General features: G+C 68.7%; 15 protein-coding genes. 6 read left to right on the top strand and 9 right to left on the bottom strand.

All coding sequences use genetic code 11. From position 1 onward, the window contains the following. Positions 1-5: 5 nt before the first annotated feature. Positions 6-1271: a DUF6350 family protein gene (locus EV647_RS17210; RefSeq protein ID WP_134003860.1), complete on the bottom strand. Its 1266-nt coding sequence runs from the start codon at positions 1269-1271 to the stop codon at positions 6-8. Positions 1272-1446: 175 nt separating this feature from the next. Between EV647_RS17210 and EV647_RS17205 the strand changes: the two genes are divergently transcribed. Further along, positions 1447-2778: a hypothetical protein gene (locus EV647_RS17205; RefSeq protein ID WP_134003851.1), complete on the top strand. Its 1332-nt coding sequence runs from the start codon at positions 1447-1449 to the stop codon at positions 2776-2778. 52 nt (positions 2779-2830) lie between these two features. On the opposite strand, the gene sucD is transcribed toward EV647_RS17205, so the two are convergent. Further along, positions 2831-3721, bottom strand: a complete 891-nt coding sequence (gene sucD, locus EV647_RS17200; protein ID WP_134003849.1) for a succinate--CoA ligase subunit alpha — start codon at positions 3719-3721, stop codon at positions 2831-2833. A 14-nt stretch (positions 3722-3735) separates the two neighbouring features. Further along, entirely contained in the window at positions 3736-4908 is a 1173-nt protein-coding gene (sucC, locus tag EV647_RS17195) for an ADP-forming succinate--CoA ligase subunit beta (protein WP_134003847.1), read from the bottom strand. Positions 4909-5037: 129 nt separating this feature from the next. Between sucC and EV647_RS17190 the strand changes: the two genes are divergently transcribed. Beyond that, positions 5038-6675, top strand: a complete 1638-nt coding sequence (locus EV647_RS17190) for a glycoside hydrolase family 13 protein (RefSeq protein ID WP_134003845.1) — start codon at positions 5038-5040, stop codon at positions 6673-6675. Between the two features lie 49 nt (positions 6676-6724). On the opposite strand, the gene EV647_RS17185 is transcribed toward EV647_RS17190, so the two are convergent. The 5 genes from EV647_RS17185 to EV647_RS17165 all read right to left on the bottom strand — a co-directional run bounded on the left by EV647_RS17185 (position 6725) and on the right by EV647_RS17165 (position 11003). Next, positions 6725-6877: a hypothetical protein gene (locus EV647_RS17185; protein WP_202871095.1), complete on the bottom strand. Its 153-nt coding sequence runs from the start codon at positions 6875-6877 to the stop codon at positions 6725-6727. Then, the gene (locus tag EV647_RS17180) at positions 6874-7620 is read right to left on the bottom strand and encodes a carbohydrate ABC transporter permease (RefSeq protein WP_202871130.1); all 747 of its coding nucleotides are present in this window, start codon (positions 7618-7620) and stop codon (positions 6874-6876) included. The genes EV647_RS17185 and EV647_RS17180 overlap by 4 nt, the downstream gene beginning before the upstream one ends. Positions 7621-7754: 134 nt before the next feature. Continuing rightward, entirely contained in the window at positions 7755-8813 is a 1059-nt protein-coding gene (locus tag EV647_RS17175) for a carbohydrate ABC transporter permease (RefSeq protein ID WP_238175510.1), read from the bottom strand. Positions 8814-8910: 97 nt separating this feature from the next. Further along, positions 8911-10233 (bottom strand): ABC transporter substrate-binding protein, encoded by a 1323-nt coding sequence (locus EV647_RS17170; protein ID WP_134003842.1) that lies wholly within the window; start codon positions 10231-10233, stop codon positions 8911-8913. Positions 10234-10583: 350 nt separating this feature from the next. Next, positions 10584-11003 carry a cobalamin B12-binding domain-containing protein gene (locus EV647_RS17165; RefSeq protein WP_134003840.1) on the bottom strand — a complete coding sequence of 140 codons (420 nt, stop codon included), beginning with the start codon at positions 11001-11003 and terminating at the stop codon, positions 10584-10586. A gap of 134 nt (positions 11004-11137) precedes the next feature. On the opposite strand from EV647_RS17165, the gene EV647_RS17160 reads away from it, so the two are divergent. The 4 genes from EV647_RS17160 to EV647_RS17145 all read left to right on the top strand — a co-directional run bounded on the left by EV647_RS17160 (position 11138) and on the right by EV647_RS17145 (position 14951). Then, positions 11138-11989, top strand: a complete 852-nt coding sequence (locus EV647_RS17160; RefSeq protein WP_134003838.1) for a triacylglycerol lipase — start codon at positions 11138-11140, stop codon at positions 11987-11989. A gap of 351 nt (positions 11990-12340) precedes the next feature. Then, positions 12341-13096 (top strand): M23 family metallopeptidase, encoded by a 756-nt coding sequence (locus EV647_RS17155; RefSeq protein ID WP_134003836.1) that lies wholly within the window; start codon positions 12341-12343, stop codon positions 13094-13096. A gap of 56 nt (positions 13097-13152) precedes the next feature. Further along, positions 13153-13671 (top strand): DUF6886 family protein, encoded by a 519-nt coding sequence (locus EV647_RS17150; RefSeq protein WP_134003834.1) that lies wholly within the window; start codon positions 13153-13155, stop codon positions 13669-13671. Further along, on the top strand, positions 13668-14951 hold the full coding sequence (locus EV647_RS17145) for a lanthionine synthetase LanC family protein (protein WP_202876191.1): 1284 nt from the start codon (positions 13668-13670) through the stop codon (positions 14949-14951). The genes EV647_RS17150 and EV647_RS17145 overlap by 4 nt, the downstream gene beginning before the upstream one ends. Here EV647_RS17145 and EV647_RS17140 read toward each other — a convergent pair. Beyond that, on the bottom strand, positions 14948-15508 hold the full coding sequence (locus tag EV647_RS17140; protein ID WP_134003832.1) for a hypothetical protein: 561 nt from the start codon (positions 15506-15508) through the stop codon (positions 14948-14950). The genes EV647_RS17145 and EV647_RS17140 overlap by 4 nt on opposite strands. Positions 15509-15584 lie beyond the last annotated feature (76 nt).

Below are 15584 nucleotides of genomic sequence, written 5' to 3'. Positions count from 1 at the left end.
GAAGCCTATCGCTCGGCGTCGGTCTCCCCGTCAGCCGGGCGGCGGGACGAGACCACAGCGGCCGTGATCGCGGCCCCGATCGCCATCCCCGCCGCCAGTACGCCGGCCGCCGGCAACGCCGCCGGAACTCCGACCGCGGACATCCGCCCGGGCCCAGCCGATCCACCCGACAGCGCCAGCAGCGCGAACACGATGACGCCCGCGACGAGCGCCGCCATCGCACCGCGCAGCGCGAACGCATCCCATCCCAGCGCGTCAGCGTCCCGCTCCGTGAGCCCTCGCCGTACGACGACCAGACCTGCGACCGCACCGGCGACCAGCGGCACCACAGCCGTCAGCACCAGCAGGTACGACGGGGTGGCGCCGTCGGCAGGTACCGCCGCCAGCAGCGGGAGGGCGGGCAGGTTCCCGACATCCACACCGGTCGGCGCGATCGTCGTCCCGACCCCGAGTTGGAACCCGGGTCCGGCGAGGAATGCGACGACGTACAGCACCATGTTCGGCACCAGCATCAGGCAGATCGCGAACAGCACGACCGACCCGATCACGCCGGCGTCCAGAAGTTCAAGCATCCCGGTGATCCGGGAGAAGTGGATCGCGAGCAGTACGCCGTACAACAGCGAGGCCATCGCGATCACGGTCAGAACGGCGGCCAGCGCGGCGGGTACGGCGTCCCGCAGACCCGCCGGTGTGGCGTCCGCGAGATCCTCGGCCGCTCCGGACTCGACCGCGATGCCCGCAAGGCCGGCCACCAGCGCCAGCGAGAACGCGCCCAGGAACGCGCCCAGTGGCGACACCTTCAGCGAGCCCTCTGCCGTGAGCAACGCCACGACGAGCGCGCCGAGGCCGTAGACGAGCGCGAACGCTCCGGCCAGCGCGATCAGGTCCCGGGTCCGGTCGGCCGCACTGGACCGGGCCGCCGACCTGCCGCCGCGGTACAGGCACCAGGCGAAGAACAGTGTCAGGCCGAGCGGCGCGACGCTGATCCGGCCGGCGCCGACCGTGCTGCTGCCAATGGTGACGGCGGCCTTGTGCGCGATCAGCCAGACCGACGCTCCGGCCCGGACCGCGCCGGAGGCGCCGCCGAACGTCGCGCCCAGCCAGCCGATGACGGCGACCGCGGCGCACGTGAGCAGACCCGTCAGCAGACACGCTCCGGCGGAGATCACGGCCGACACGATCAACGGCTTGGTCTGGGCGGCGATCTCCGACGTGGGCGCAGCGCTCGTCTCGCCGTCCCGGGCCCCGGAGCGGCTCAGCATGTCGGTCATCTGACTCCCATGGTCTCCCCGCGCACGGACGCCACTCGTCCTGACACGCCGGATGTGGGAGACTTCAGCCCGCTTGCTCACGCTCAGTTCATCCCTGTTCGCCTGTTGGTAGCTGAGTGGGAGCAGCGTGGGTTCACCCGGTACTGTCGGGTGGAATCAGTCAGGAGGACGAGCTTTGGCCGGTTCCCACCGTGCATCACGCGGCGGCGGTCGCGCCGCTGCCCGGGAGGCGCGCCGCCTGAAGGCGCGTAAGCGGAACCAGACGATCGCAGCAGGCGTCGCGGTCGTGGTGCTGGTCGGCGGCGGCGGTGTCGCCGCGCTGAACGCGTTCGGCGGCGACAAGGAGCCCGGCGCGAAGGCCGGCAACGGCCCGTCGGACGACAAGCCGACCAATTCCGACGTACTCGCCGACGACAAGGCGCTGCTGGACGCCGCGAGCGCGAAGACGCTCGGCGCCACCGGCACCTGGGCGGTCACCAAGACCGCGGACGGCGACTCCGCCCCGGACAGCGCGTTCGCCTGCCAGTCGCAGCGGTTCGCCGACCCGTCCGGCCTGCGGACCTGGGTCCGCACCCTGCAGAACTCGGCCACCAAGGACACGGCAGTGCAGTACGTCGACGTGTCGAACGACAAGGCCACCGCCGCGAAGACCTACACCACTGTCGTGCACTGGCTCAGCCAGTGCACGACACCGCAAACCCGGTTGTCGGCCGGCTACGTGACCACCGGCGTCGGCGAGCGCGGTGTGATCGCCGTGTTCGGGCAGGTCCCCGGCGCGAAGACGAAGTACAAGACCGTCGCGGTCACACTCGTCGGGCAGGCGACCATGGTCGTCGAGCACGACACGCTGGCGGCCGCGCCGCCCCGGCCGGACACGGTGCTGGCCACCGCGAGCGCCGCGGCGAAGAAGATCTGCGCCCAGACCGGCGGCTGCGCGACCGGGGCGCCGGTCGCGAAACCCGCCCTGCTGCCGAACACCGACGCCCCGGGTTTCATGGCGTCGGTCGACCTGCCGCTGCTGGACGAGATCGACAAGCCGTGGGTGAGCGCCCCCGCGACGAGCAACGACGGCACCGGCTGCGAGAAGCTCGGCCTCAAGAAGGCGAAGGCGACGAAGTACGGCACGGTCACGTACGTGACGCCGGAGGCGAAGGTGCCGACCGAGTTCGGGTTCGACGACACGGTGATCAAGTTCGCCACCCCGACCGCGGCGGCGAGTTACGTCAGCCAGATCAAGAAGAACGTCGACGCCTGCGAGAAGAACGTCTCGAACGCGAAGGTCGAGTCGACCGGCACGGTCAAGACCAACACGATGACGGGCAAGAGCTGGAAGGCGACGTACGACACCGGCGACGGGAAGAAGTTCGTCTACCGGATCGGGATCGCCGGATCCGGGAACCGGGCGGTCTACGTGCTGTTCCCGGTGCTCAAGGAGCTGGACCTCACCAACGCGGCGTTCAACGAGACGCTCGCCCGCGCGGCCGACCGCTCCGCCGCCTACCAGTAGAAAGCGGGACCCACCCCGTCAGGGGCAGGTCCCGCTGCACAGCTCCTGGCAGTTACTTGCTCAGGCCCTGCATGATCTCGCGCATCAGGTTGGCGGTCTCGGACGGCGTCTTGCCGACCTTCACGCCGACGGCCTCGAGGGCCTCCTGCTTCGCGGCCGCCGTACCCGACGAGCCCGAGACGATCGCGCCGGCGTGGCCCATCGTCTTGCCCTCCGGTGCGGTGAAGCCCGCGACGTACCCGACGACCGGCTTGGTCACGTTCTCCTTGATGAACGCGGCCGCCCGCTCCTCGGCGTCACCGCCGATCTCACCGATCATCACGATCGCGTCGGTGTCCGGGTCGTCCTGGAAGGCCCGCAGCGCGTCGATGTGCGTGGTCCCGATGATCGGGTCGCCGCCGATCCCGATCGCGGTCGAGAACCCGAAGTCCCGCAGCTCGTACATCATCTGGTACGTCAGCGTGCCCGACTTCGACACCAGACCGATCCGGCCCTGGCCGGCGATATCGGCCGGGATGATGCCGGCGTTCGACTCGCCCGGGGTGATGATGCCCGGGCAGTTCGGGCCGATGATCCGGGTCTTGCCGGACGCCTGCGCGGCGGCGAAGAACGCGGCGGTGTCGTGCACCGGCACGCCCTCGGTGATCACCACGACCAGCGGCACCTCGGCCTCGATGGCCTCCAGTACGGCGTCCTTGGTGAACTTCGGCGGGACGAAGATGACGGAGACGTTCGCACCGGTCTCCTTGACGGCGTCCGCAACGGTCCCGAACACCGGTACCGCCTTGCCGTCGAAGTCCTGGCTCTGCCCCGCCTTGCGCGGGTTCACGCCGCCGACGATGTTGGTGCCGGAGGCAAGCATCCGGGTGGTGTGCTTGGTGCCCTCGGAGCCGGTCATGCCCTGGACGATGACCTTGCTGTCCTTGGTCAGGAAGATAGACATTGTTCGGCGATCCCTTACTTCGCAGCCAGCTCGGCGGCGCGCTTGGCGGCGCCGTCCATCGTGTCGACCCGCTCCAGACCGGCCAGGCCGGCCTCGTCGAGGATCCGGCGGCCCTCCTCGGCGTTGTTGCCGTCCAGCCGGACGACCAGCGGCTTGGTGACGGCCTCGCCGCGGCTCGACAGCAGCTCGAACGCCTGCACGATGCCGTTCGCGACCGCGTCACAGGCGGTGATGCCGCCGAACACGTTCACGAACACGCTCTGCACCTGCGGGTCGGAGATGATGATCTCCAGGCCGTTGGCCATCACCTCGGCGCTCGCGCCACCGCCGATGTCGAGGAAGTTCGCGGGCTTGACGCCGCCGAACTCCTCGCCGGCGTACGCGACGACGTCCAGGGTGCTCATCACCAGACCCGCGCCGTTGCCGATGATGCCGACCGAGCCGTCCAGCTTCACGTAGTTCAGGCCCTTGGCCTTGGCCGCCGCCTCCAGCGGGTCGGCCGCCGACACGTCCTCGAACTCGGCGTGGTCCGGGTGCCGGAAGTCCGCGTTCTCGTCCAGCGTGACCTTGCCGTCCAGCGCCTCGACGTTGCCGTCCTCGAGCTTGACCAGCGGGTTCACCTCGACCAGCGAGGCGTCCTCGGCGATGAACACGTCGTACAGCTTGACGATCTCCGGTACGACGGCGTCGATCACGTCGGCCGGGTACTTCGCGGCGACCGCGATCTCCCGCGCCTTCGCCTCGTCGACACCGGTCGCCGGGTCGATCGAGATCTTCGCGACCGCGTCCGGGTTGGTGTGCGCGACCTCCTCGATCTCCATGCCGCCGGCGGCGGAGGCGATGCAGAGGTAGTTGCGGTTGGCCCGGTCGATCAGGAACGAGAAGTAGTACTCCTCGCCGATCGCCGCGGCCGGGACGATGTTCAGGATCTTGACGACGTGACCCTTGATGTCGAGCCCGAGGATCTCGCGGGCCTTCTCCTCGGCCTCGTCCGGGTTCGAGGCCAGCTTGACGCCGCCGGCCTTGCCGCGGCCGCCGGTCTTGACCTGGGCCTTCACGACCACCCGGCCGCCGATCTTCTCGGCCGCCGCGCGGGCTTCCTCCGGAGTCGTGACGACCGCACCCACGGTCGTCCGCACTCCGTGCTTGGCGAAGACCGTCTTCGCCTGGAATTCCATCAGATCCACGAGTGTGGTCCCTCTCTCGCCTGTACGGGGCTTCTGACAGTAGCCACCCTCGTGCCGGCAGCAACAGGCGGGGTCCCGGCTGAGACGACCGTCACAGCCTTCTCCGGGCCCCATGTCAGGCTAGACCGCATGACCGATCCTGAGATCAGACCAGCTGACGACTGGTGGCGTAGCGCCGTCGTCTACCAGGTGTATCCGCGTTCGTTCGCCGACGCCGACGGGGACGGGACCGGCGACGTGAACGGGATCCGCGCCCGGCTGCCGTACCTCGCAGAGCTTGGCGTCGACGCGATCTGGATCAGCCCCTGGTACCCGTCCCCGCTGCTCGACGGCGGGTACGACGTCGCCGACTACCGCGACATCAACCCGGAGTTCGGCACCCTCGCCGACGCGGACGCGCTGATCACCGAGGCGCACGCACTGGGCCTGCGGATCCTGATCGACCTGGTGCCGAACCACTGCTCCTGGGACCACCCGTGGTTCAAGGCCGCGCTGGCGGCGGGCAAGGGTTCTCCGGAGCGGGACCTCTTCTGGTTCCGGGACTCCGAGGACGGCCTGCCGCCGACCAACTGGCCGGCCGCGTTCGGCGGCGGCGCGTGGCAGCAGATCGACGACGGCCAGTGGTACCTGCACCTGTTCGACATCTCCCAGCCGGACTGGAACTGGGACAACCCGAAGGTGGTCGAGGAGTTCGATTCGATCCTGCGGTTCTGGTTCGACCGCGGCGTCGACGGGTTCCGGATCGACGTCGCCGACTCGATGGCGAAGGACCCGGCGTTGCCCGACGTACCGCTGCACAACGGGAAGCCGACGCGCGAGAAGTACGTCGGGAACCCGTTCTACGACCAGCCCGGGGTGCACACCATCCACCAGCGCTGGCGCGCGATCGCCGACGAGTACGCCGATACACCGCAGGGACCCCGGGTCTTCGTGGCGGAGGCGTGGCTGTCGCCGGCCGAGCGGTTGGCGCAGTACGTGCGGCCCAACGAACTGCATTCGGCGTTCAACTTCGACGCCCTGCGCGCGGCGTGGGACGCGAAGGAACTGCGTGAGGTCATCGACCACACCACCGACAACCTGTGGGCGGTCGGGGCGCCGGCGACGTGGGTGCTGAGCAACCACGACACGATCCGGCACCGCACGCGGTACGGCCGGGATCGTCGGGACGCATTGGAAGGCGCGGGCGTCGTACCGACCGATCTGGAGCTCGGGCTGCGCCGGGCGCGGGCGGCCGCGCTGCTGGAACTGGCGCTGCCCGGTGGCGCGTACATCTACCAGGGTGACGAACTCGGGCTGCCCGAGGTGGAGGACCTGCCCGAGGACGTGCTCGACGATCCCACCTGGGAGCGCTCCGGGCACACCGTCCGCGGCCGCGACGGCTGCCGGGTCCCGATCCCGTGGTCCGGCTCCGAGCCGCCGTACGGCTTTGGCCCCGGGTCCGGGCAGCCCTGGCTCCCACAGCCGGCCGACTGGGCCGGTCTGACCGCCGAGTCCCAGGCATCTGATCCGAGCAGCCACCTCAACCTCTACAAGCAGGCGCTCCGCATCCGGCGTGAGCACCCGGCACTGGGCGAGGGCCGGCTGATCTGGGACCAGGACGCGCCCGACGGCGTCCTCTCGTTCACCCGCGACCCCGGCTTCCGTTGCGTGGTGAACCTGAGCAGCGCTCCGGTCGCCCTCCCCGAGCACCAGAAGGTCATGCTGAGCAGCGAGCCGCTGCCGAACGGCGAGCTCCCCACCGACGTCACCGTCTGGCTCGAGGTGTAGCCGACGCACGAGGGCCGGGACCTTTGTGGTCCCGGCCCTCGGCTGTCAGCTAGCGGTAGCGCTCACGGTCACGGCGGTCCCGGTCTTCGCGGTCCCGCCGATCCCGGTCTTCGCGGTCGCGGCGGTCCCGGTCCTCGCGGTCCCGCCGATCCCGATCCTCCCGGTCCCGGCGATCACGCTCCCGCCGGTCCCGCCAGTTCACTTCACGCCACCTGCCGTGAGGCCGGCGACGATACGGCGCTGGAACAGCAGTACCGCGATCACGAGCGGGATCGTGACCACCACACCGGCGGCCATCTGGCTACCGAACGGTTGGTCACGTCCCGTCGTACCGGTGAACTGCGAAATGATCACGTTCGCCGTCTGGATCGACTTCTTGTTCGTCATGCTCAGGGCGATCAGGAACTCGTTCCACGCCGCGATGAAGGTGATGATCGCGGTCGTGAACACACCCGGCGCGGCCAACGGGATGATGACCTTCCGGAACGCCTGGGCGGGCGTACAGCCGTCCACCATCGCCGCCTGCTCGAGTTCCTGCGGCATCTGCCGGAAGAACGCGGTCAGGTTCCACACCGCCAGTGGCAGCGCGAACGACAGGCTCGGCACGATCATCGCCTGGTAGGTGTTGATCCACTTGATGTCGACGAACAACTTCAGCAGCGGCACCACCAGCGAGATGCCCGGGAACATCGACGTGGTGATGATGATCGCCAGTACGACGTTCTTGAACTTGAAGTCCAGCCGGGCCAGCGTGTACGCCGCGATCAAGCCGATGACCAGCGTCAGGATCGTCACGGTGCCGGCCACGATCAGGCTGTTCAGCAAGCCCCGGCCGAAGCCGTTCGAGCCACTGAACACGTCCTTGAAGTTCTGGATCGAGAACGGTGCCGGGATGACCTTGTTCGAGAACTGGTCGGCCGGCCGCCGGAACGCCGACACCACCATCCAGTAGAACGGCGCCAGGCAGTAGAGCACGATCAGCACGACGCCGATCAGCGGCGCCCACCGGCGCAGCGGACCGACCTCGGCCGCGCGGACCTTTGCGAGATCTTCCCTGGGCGCTGCGGTTGCGGTAGCCATCACACTCCACCTCCACCCGCGGCTGCGCCCATGGCAACGCCCGGCGCCTCCTCGATCTCGCGCTTCTTCCGCCGGCCCTTACCACCACCGCCAGGCTTCTTGGCTCTGGCCTCACCGATCACGTCAGCTCCAAGGATCTTCACGAACGCGTAGGCGACCACGGCGACGTAGACGAACAGCACCGTCGCATAGGCGGCCGCCGGGCCGTATCTGGTGTTGAAGGCTTCGTCGTACGCCAGCATCGACAGCGTCTCGACCGAGTCCTTGTGCGGCCCGACCAGGACGAACGGCAGATCGAAGATCCGCAGCGTGTCGAGAATGCGGAACAGCACTGCCACCAGCAGCGCCGGCTTCACCAGCGGCAGCGTGATCCGGGTGAACGTCTTCCACACACTCGCACCGTCCACCTTCGCCGCCTCGTAGACCTCGGCCGGGATGGTCTGCAGGCCTGCCAGCACCAGCAGGCCGATGAACGGCGCGGTCTTCCAGGTGTCGGCGAGGATCACCGACATCTTGGACTGCCAGCCCTCGGTGGACCACAGGATCTGGGTACCGAGCAGGTCGTTCGCGATGCCGTCGGCCTGGAAGATCCACTTCCACAGCAGCGCCGAGATGACGGTCGGGATCGCCCAGGGGACCAGGATGCTGGCCCGGACCACACCGCGGCCCTTGAACGCCTTGTGCATGATCAGCGCCATCACGACACCGAGGACGGTCTCCAGGACGACGCAGATCACGGTGAAGAACGTCGTGTTGTAGAACGCGTTCCAGAACCGGTCGCCGATCTCGCCCTTGAAGATGTCGGTGTAGTTCTGCAGCCCGACGAAGGTCGAGCCCTTGACGATGAACCCGTTCTCGTCGAGCTTCGTGCCACTCGTGTACAGCGACTCACGCAACGCCGAGATGATCGGGAACAGGACGACGAGCCCGAGTACGAGCATCGTCGGGGAGAGCAGCATCGCGGCCAGCCGGCCGGTGCCCTCGTTGAACCGCTGCTGTCGCTTCGGTTGCTTCGGTTCCTTGGCCGGCCGTTCCGCGACCGGCGCGGTTGCAGTCACCTGCGCCTCCTTACGCTTCCCGGGCGAACCCGGGCAGGAACTGGCCGGGGCCGGTGCGTGGTCGCAACATCCCCCCGCACCGGCCCCGACACGACGGTCATTGCGTGATCAGCGACTGCAGCTTGGTCTGCAGGTCGGCCAGCGCCTTGTCCGGCGCCACCTTGCCGTTCAGCGCGTCGTACGCCGCCTGCTGGATCGCTGCCGTCACGTCGCCGTACTTGACCACCCGCGGCCGCGGCTGCGCCTTCTCGATCGAGGCCTTCAGCGGCGCCAGGTACGGGAACTGCTTGTTCAGCGCCGCGTCGTCGTACAGCGAGGCCCAGGTCGGCGCCTGCGACGTCTTCTCGATGTTCGCCTTCTGACGCGCCTCGCTCGCCATGAAGTTGATGAAGTCGATCGCCGTCGCCTTGTTCTTGGCCGAGGAAGCGATCGCGTAGTCGTGACCGCCGAGCGACGAGACACCCGGGCCGTCCTTACCCGGCAGCGGCGCGACCCCGAACTTGCCGGCTACCTTCGAGGTCCCGTCGGTCGCCGCGGCCTTGGCGTACACGTACGGCCAGTTGCGCAGGAAGACCAGCTTGCCCTCCTGGAACGCGCGCCGGCTTTCCTCTTCCTTGTACGTGATCGCGGCCTTCGGGATGGCACCGGTCTTGAAGCCGTTGACCAGCTCGTCGAGCCCGGCCTTCGCCTCCGGCGTGTTGACGCTCGGCTTGCCGTCCTTGTCGACGATCGAACCGCCCGCGGAGTTGACCGCCTCGGCGAAGTTGACGGTCAGGCCTTCGTACTTCTCGAACTGACCCGAGTAGCAGCCCATGCCCTTTGCCTCGGGCAGCGCCTGTACCTTCTGGCACGCGGCGACCATGTCGGCCCAGGTCTTCGGCGCATCGGTGATGCCGGCCTTGGTCAGCAGGTCCTTGCGGTAGTACAGCAGGCCGCCGTCGGAGGTGATCGGCACCCCGTACAGCTTGTCGCGGTACTTCGCCGTCTCGACTGTTGCCGGGATCAGCTTGCCCAGGTCGGGAACCTTGTCCTCCGGGATCTGGGTGATCCACTGGTTCGCCGCGAACTCCGACGTCCAGACCACGTCCATCACCAGCACGCTGTAGGCGTCGGAGTTGGCCTGGGCGTTCTGGACCATCTGCTGCCGCTGCGCGTCGGCGTCCTCCGGCAGCTCCTTCAGCTCCACCTTCTCGTTCGGGTGCGACGCGTTCCAGGCGTTGAGCTGGTTCTGCAGGTTTCCGGACGTGTCCTTGCCGCTGGCAAGGGTAATCGGCCCCCGGCCCTCGAGCGCGCCGGCCGAGCCACCCCCATTGCTGCTGCCTCCGTCATCGCCGCCACCACACGCTGACGCAAGCAACACCAGGCTGCTCGCGACGGCCACGACGGCCGCTTTGCGTGTGTGTGATCGTTCAAACCTCATCGTGTACCTGCCCTCTCCCGATGGGACATCGCTTGGTCCTGCGTCAGCCGGTCGCCGTTCCCCACCACACCGCGATCCGCCATGTCCGGACAGTAACCGAGAACGGGGCCGATGTGTTCTGAGCCACACACAGCCCGGCCCGACGGTCTCTGAAACGGACAGCCGCATGGCTGTATGCGACCGCGTTTGGGAAGCCCGCACAACCGGGCATTTCCTAACGATTCGGTATTACCGGTTAGTAACGTGACTGAACCGGGCAAGCCCGTTCAGAACGACTCCGCGCAGTCGTCATCACGCTCCGGAGCGGATTCGCAACTCCGGTACTCCCCGCGGATCAGAACGGGCAGCTCTCAGGCCGTGGACGCCGACGCGTCGCCGACGTGACCGCGGACCCACTCGACGATCTCGGTGGTCGTCGCACCCGGGGTGAAGATCTTGTGTACGCCGAGTTCGGCCAGCGGCTGCAGGTCGGCGTCCGGGATGATGCCGCCGCCGAACACCACGATGTCCTCGGCGTCCCGCTCGGTCAGCAGCTCGCGGACCCGCTTGAACAGCGTCATGTGCGCGCCGGACAGCACCGACAGCCCGATCGCGTCGGCGTCCTCGGCGATCGCGGTCTCGACGATCTGCTCCGGGGTCTGGTGCAGCCCGGTGTAGATGACCTCCATGCCGGCGTCCCGCAGGGCCCGGGCGACGACCTTGGCGCCACGGTCGTGACCGTCCAGACCGGGCTTGGCGACGACAACGCGCAACGGGCTCGTAGCAGACATGTGGGCAGGCTAACCCGCTGTGTTCCTCACGGATAAGACACGGCGGCGTGTGTTCGCCCACACGCCGAACGGGAACCGGTTACCGTTGAAAGTGATCGGACCACCGGGGGGTCTGGTTTGGTGAGGAGGCGCGCATGGGCTCCTGGCAGGACGAGGTCCGCGGCGCACTGGACGGACTCGCGTACGGCGCCCGCTCCGCACTCTCGCCCAGCGTGCTGCACGGCGCGGCGGTCGAGCTCGGCTGGCTGACCACGCACCTGGCGATGTATCCGCTCGGTCTGGTCGGCGGCGCTCCCGCACTCCCCGCGCGATTGAACCTGACCGGCCTCGGCCCGGCCCAGCGCGGCCTGCTGGTCAGCGACATCCAGGCCGCCGGTACGCCGATCCTGCTCGCGCACGGGATCATCGACAACCACACGGTCTTCGCGATGATGCGTCGGCAGCTGGTGCGGCGCGGGTTCAGCAGCATCCACACGTTCTCGTACTCACCGCTGACGCTGGACGTACGCCGTACCGCGGAACGGATGGGCCGTGAGATCGAGGCGATCTGCGAGGCGTCCGGATCCGACCAGATCCACGTCATCGGGCACAGCCTCGGCGGCCTGATCGCGCGGTACTACATCCAGCGCCTCGGCGGCGACGCCCGCGTGCACACCTGCGTGACACTGGGGACGCCGCACCAGGGCACGGCCGCGGCCAAGCTGCTGCCGTGGCCGCTGGTGAAGCAGGTCCGGCCGGACAGCGACCTGATGGCGGAGCTGGACGAGCCGGCGCCGGACTGCCGGACCCGGTTCGTCGCTTTCTACAGCGACGTCGACCAGTTGATCGTGCCGCAGCGCAGGGCCCGGATCAGGCACCCCGATCTGGTGACGAGTAACGTCCGGGTGCACGGCGTGGGCCACCTGTCCTTGCCGTTCCACGGCGAGGTCGTGCACCGCATCACCGGCGTACTGGCCCACCTGGACGAAGAGCCCAGAACTGCCTGATCAGGAAGCCTTCTGAGCGATTCGGGCGGATGCACGTGCAGCGGCTCATGCAAAAGTTTCGTGAAGGACACGCGGAAAAGTGGGTGGCGGGGTTTGTCACCCCGTGACCCTTCCGTTATGGTCTGTGAGTCCTCCCGGGGAATAAACCCCCCGAGAGGAGGAGAGAGCTTCCCCCTCGCTCTCCCCTTAGCCCCTCCCCTGTGACCGAAAGGCCACGTTGTGTCCCAGCACCGTGCCGCGGGAGACCGCGTCACGCCCGGCAACGCTGCGCGCAAACCCGGCGCAGGACGTCACAGTGCCAAGCATCGCGTCGCCAGGCGTAATACCCCCACCAGCTCCCAGATCGTCGGTTTGACCGCCGCGCTCGCCGCGGCAGCCGGAGCTGTCGGCTTCAGCCACAGCTCGCTGGCGTCACCGACCCAGGCGAACTCCGCGGTGAACCTCGCCGCGCTCAGCCTGGACAGTGGGCAGCAGCTGTCCGGTATCACCACGGCACGCATCCAGGCGCGCCAGCTCGCCACCCGTGACTCCTCCCGGGTCCAGCTCGCCGACACGACGAAGAAGCAGTCCGCCGCCGCGAAGCTGGCCCAGGCCCGCGCCGCGAAGCTGAACGCCACCCAGGCCCTCACCGCGAAGCGCGCGAGCGCCCTGGCCACCGCGAAGGCGAAGGCCGAGGCCGCCGAGCAGAAGGCCCGCGAGTCCGCCACCCGCTGCGAGATGATGATCTCCGGCTACCACATCACCGCGACGTTCGGGCAGGGCGGCAGCCGCTGGGCCCGCAACCACACCGGCACCGACTTCGCCGCCCCGATCGGGACCCGGATCGGCGCTGTGATGAAGGGCGTGGTGATCTTCGCCGACTGGGCCGGCGCCTACGGCCGTCAGGTCCAGGTGCGGCACGAGGACGGCACCGTCACCTGGTACAACCACATGTCGAAGTTCAGCGTGTCGGTCGGCGAGACCGTGTACGCCGGTGACCAGGTCGGCGCGGTCGGGATGACCGGTAACACCACCGGCCCGCACCTGCACTTCGAGGTCCGGCCGGGCGGCGGCGAGCCGATCAACCCGATGCCGTGGCTGCGCAACCACTGTGGTCTGAACCCGTAGGTCTGAACCCGTAATTCCCGCGCACCGCAACACCACGTCTGACTAAGCTGCGACGCATGCGTCCGGCGGCTGGTGAGGTTCTGCACTTCTCCGAGGATCCGACCATCGAGATCTTCCGGCCGCACGTCGCGAAGACGGCGCAGCAGGCCACGGCGTACGTCTGGGCCGTCGGCCACGAGCGCGCGCCCGACTACTGGTTCCCCCGCCAATGCCCGCGAGCGATGGCCTGGATCGGACCGAGCACCACTCCTGAGGACCGCGACCGGATCATCGGCGCCGGCTCCGGTTCCCGCGTCCACGCCGTCGAGTACGGCTGGCTGGACGCGATGCGCTCCGTCGAGCTGTACGCCTACCGCCTCCCCGCCGACGCCTTCGTCGAGCACGACGCCGCCGTCGTCGCGACCACCGACGTACGACCTCTCGGTACGCCGGAGCGGGTCGGTGATCTGTTCGCGCTGCACGAGGAGGCCGGGATCCAGTTGCGGGTCCTGCAGCGGCTGCACGACTTCTGGGCCGCGGTCACCACCAGCACCCTCGAGTGGAGCGGCATCCGGCTCGGGAACGCCAAGCCATGACGTACGGCGAGATCGGCGAAACGGCCTGGGGTTGGGTCATGGGCCAGGTCCGGTGGGACGACGACGGCCCGTGGATCCCCGAGTTCGCCGGCGACGAGCAGCCGATCGAGGAGGAGCGCGACGGGCTGCACAACGGCATCGCCGGACTCGCCCACGCGCTCGCCGAGATCCGCCTGACCCGGCAATGGACCCCTGCCGAGCAGGACCTGGCCGCTGCGATCGCGGACCGCATCCGTAGGACGATCCCGACGACCACGACCACCACCTTCTTCGGGGGACTGGTCAGCTCGATCGGAGCGCTCACTGCCCTCGACCAGCCGGGCACGAGCGCCGCGCTGGAACGTCTTCAGGCGTGGGCGACCGATGACGGCTGGCCCGAGAACTTCCTCGACCAGCCGAGATACGCGCCGGGGGCGGTCGCCAACGACATCACCCTCGGAACGGGCGCGATCCTGCTCGGCGCGTTGTGGGCGACCCGGCGCGGTGACGACGCCTCGGCGCTCGCCAACCGGGCCGCGGACCTGCTGCTCGGCGAACAGGAGAAGACGCCGGCCGGGGTCAACTGGCAGTTCGTGTCCCGCCGGTTCCGCACCGACGAGCCGACCGAGATGCCGAATTTCTCGCACGGTCTCGCGGGGATCGTCGCGGTGCTCGCGGTGGCCGGCGTGGAACTCGGGCGGCCTGAGCTCGTCGACGTGGCGCGGCGCGGGGCCGAGCACCTGGTGACGCTCGGGATCAACGACGACAAAGGCTTTCGGGTGCCGCGGGTGATTCCGTGGGCGGAGCGGCACGGCGACGAGTACACGTTCAACTGGTGCCACGGCGGTGCCGGGACCGCGTCGACGTTCAGTGCGCTCGAGTATGCCGGCGTACCGCAGATCGCCGGTGAGACGCCGCAGACGTGGCGTCGCCGGTGTTTGGACGGCGTCCGGTACGCCGGCATCCCCGAGCGGCTCCATCCGGGTTTCTGGGACAACGACGGCCGCTGCTGCGGTACGGCGGGGGTCGGCGACGCGTTCCTCGACGCGTGGCACCGCGACGGCGAGGACCAGGACCTGGAGTTCGCCGTACTGATGGGTGACACGTTGCTCGACCACGCCTACCCGGAGGGGTATTGGCGGTTCGTGGAGCACCGCAACGAGGATCCGCTGCTGCGGCCGGGCGTCGGCTGGATGCAGGGCGCTGCCGGGATCGCGGCGTACCTGTTCAGGCTGCAGCGGGTGCTCGGCGGCGATCAGCGCGTCGTCGAGCGGATGGAGAACTGGTTCAACCTGCGTTAACGCTGCCAGACCTCGGCGGTCGTGAGGAACGCGGACGAGCCCGGCTTGTCCGGTGAGCCGTCGACCTGAACGAAACCGGGCACCGAGGCGCCGCCGATCGAGACCGTCGCGGACCGGACCGGGGCGATCACCAGGCTGAGGCTGTGATTGCCGTCGGCAAGCTGGAAGTTGTCGGTCGCGAACAACCGCCGGTCCAGTACGCCGCTCATCTCGATCTGGATGTCCGCGGCCTTCGCGCTCAGGCCGTCGGCCAGGTTCATCGAGACCTGGACCAGGTCCCGCTCGACGGCCGGCTCGTGCCACGGCAGGCCCTGAACCTCGAGGAACGACCGGACGAAGTACTGCTCCAGCCAGGAGGCGAGATCGACGTCCTCGGACACCACGCGGACGATCCCGTCGAACCACAGCACCACCGCCGTACCCGAGCCGCGGATCGACCAGTCGACCATCCAGATCGACGCGTACGCCGTCACCTTGCCGTGCTCGTCGAACAGCCGGAGGCCAGGATTCGCTCCCGCCAGGATGATCCGGCGGTGACTGGCCGACGACTTGGACATGAGCGGACGCGCTTCCGGGAGGGGCCGAAGATCCTTGATTGTCTCAATCTCCGGGTCAGATGCAACGCTAACCCCC

This window comes from Kribbella sp. VKM Ac-2566 (genome assembly GCF_004366005.1).
Lineage (GTDB): Bacteria > Actinomycetota > Actinomycetes > Propionibacteriales > Kribbellaceae > Kribbella > Kribbella pratensis.
This window is presented reverse-complemented; position numbering and strand designations above follow the sequence as displayed.

Bases quoted from the DNA above. Each gene is read 5' to 3' on its own strand.
- EV647_RS17210 (WP_134003860.1), bottom strand. From the start codon at position 1,271: ATGACCGACATGCTGAGCCGCTCCGGGGCCCGGGACGGCGAGACGAGC.
- sucD (WP_134003849.1), bottom strand. From the start codon at position 3,721: ATGTCTATCTTCCTGACCAAGGACAGCAAGGTCATCGTCCAGGGCATG.
- EV647_RS17190 (WP_134003845.1), top strand. From the start codon at position 5,038: ATGACCGATCCTGAGATCAGACCAGCTGACGACTGGTGGCGTAGCGCC.
- EV647_RS17180 (WP_202871130.1), bottom strand. From the start codon at position 7,620: ATGGTGGTGTCGGCGTTCCGGCGGCCGGCCGACCAGTTCTCGAACAAG.
- EV647_RS17170 (WP_134003842.1), bottom strand. From the start codon at position 10,233: ATGAGGTTTGAACGATCACACACACGCAAAGCGGCCGTCGTGGCCGTC.
- EV647_RS17165 (WP_134003840.1), bottom strand. From the start codon at position 11,003: ATGTCTGCTACGAGCCCGTTGCGCGTTGTCGTCGCCAAGCCCGGTCTG.
- EV647_RS17160 (WP_134003838.1), top strand. From the start codon at position 11,138: ATGGGCTCCTGGCAGGACGAGGTCCGCGGCGCACTGGACGGACTCGCG.
- EV647_RS17150 (WP_134003834.1), top strand. From the start codon at position 13,153: ATGCGTCCGGCGGCTGGTGAGGTTCTGCACTTCTCCGAGGATCCGACC.
- EV647_RS17145 (WP_202876191.1), top strand. From the start codon at position 13,668: ATGACGTACGGCGAGATCGGCGAAACGGCCTGGGGTTGGGTCATGGGC.
- EV647_RS17140 (WP_134003832.1), bottom strand. From the start codon at position 15,508: ATGTCCAAGTCGTCGGCCAGTCACCGCCGGATCATCCTGGCGGGAGCG.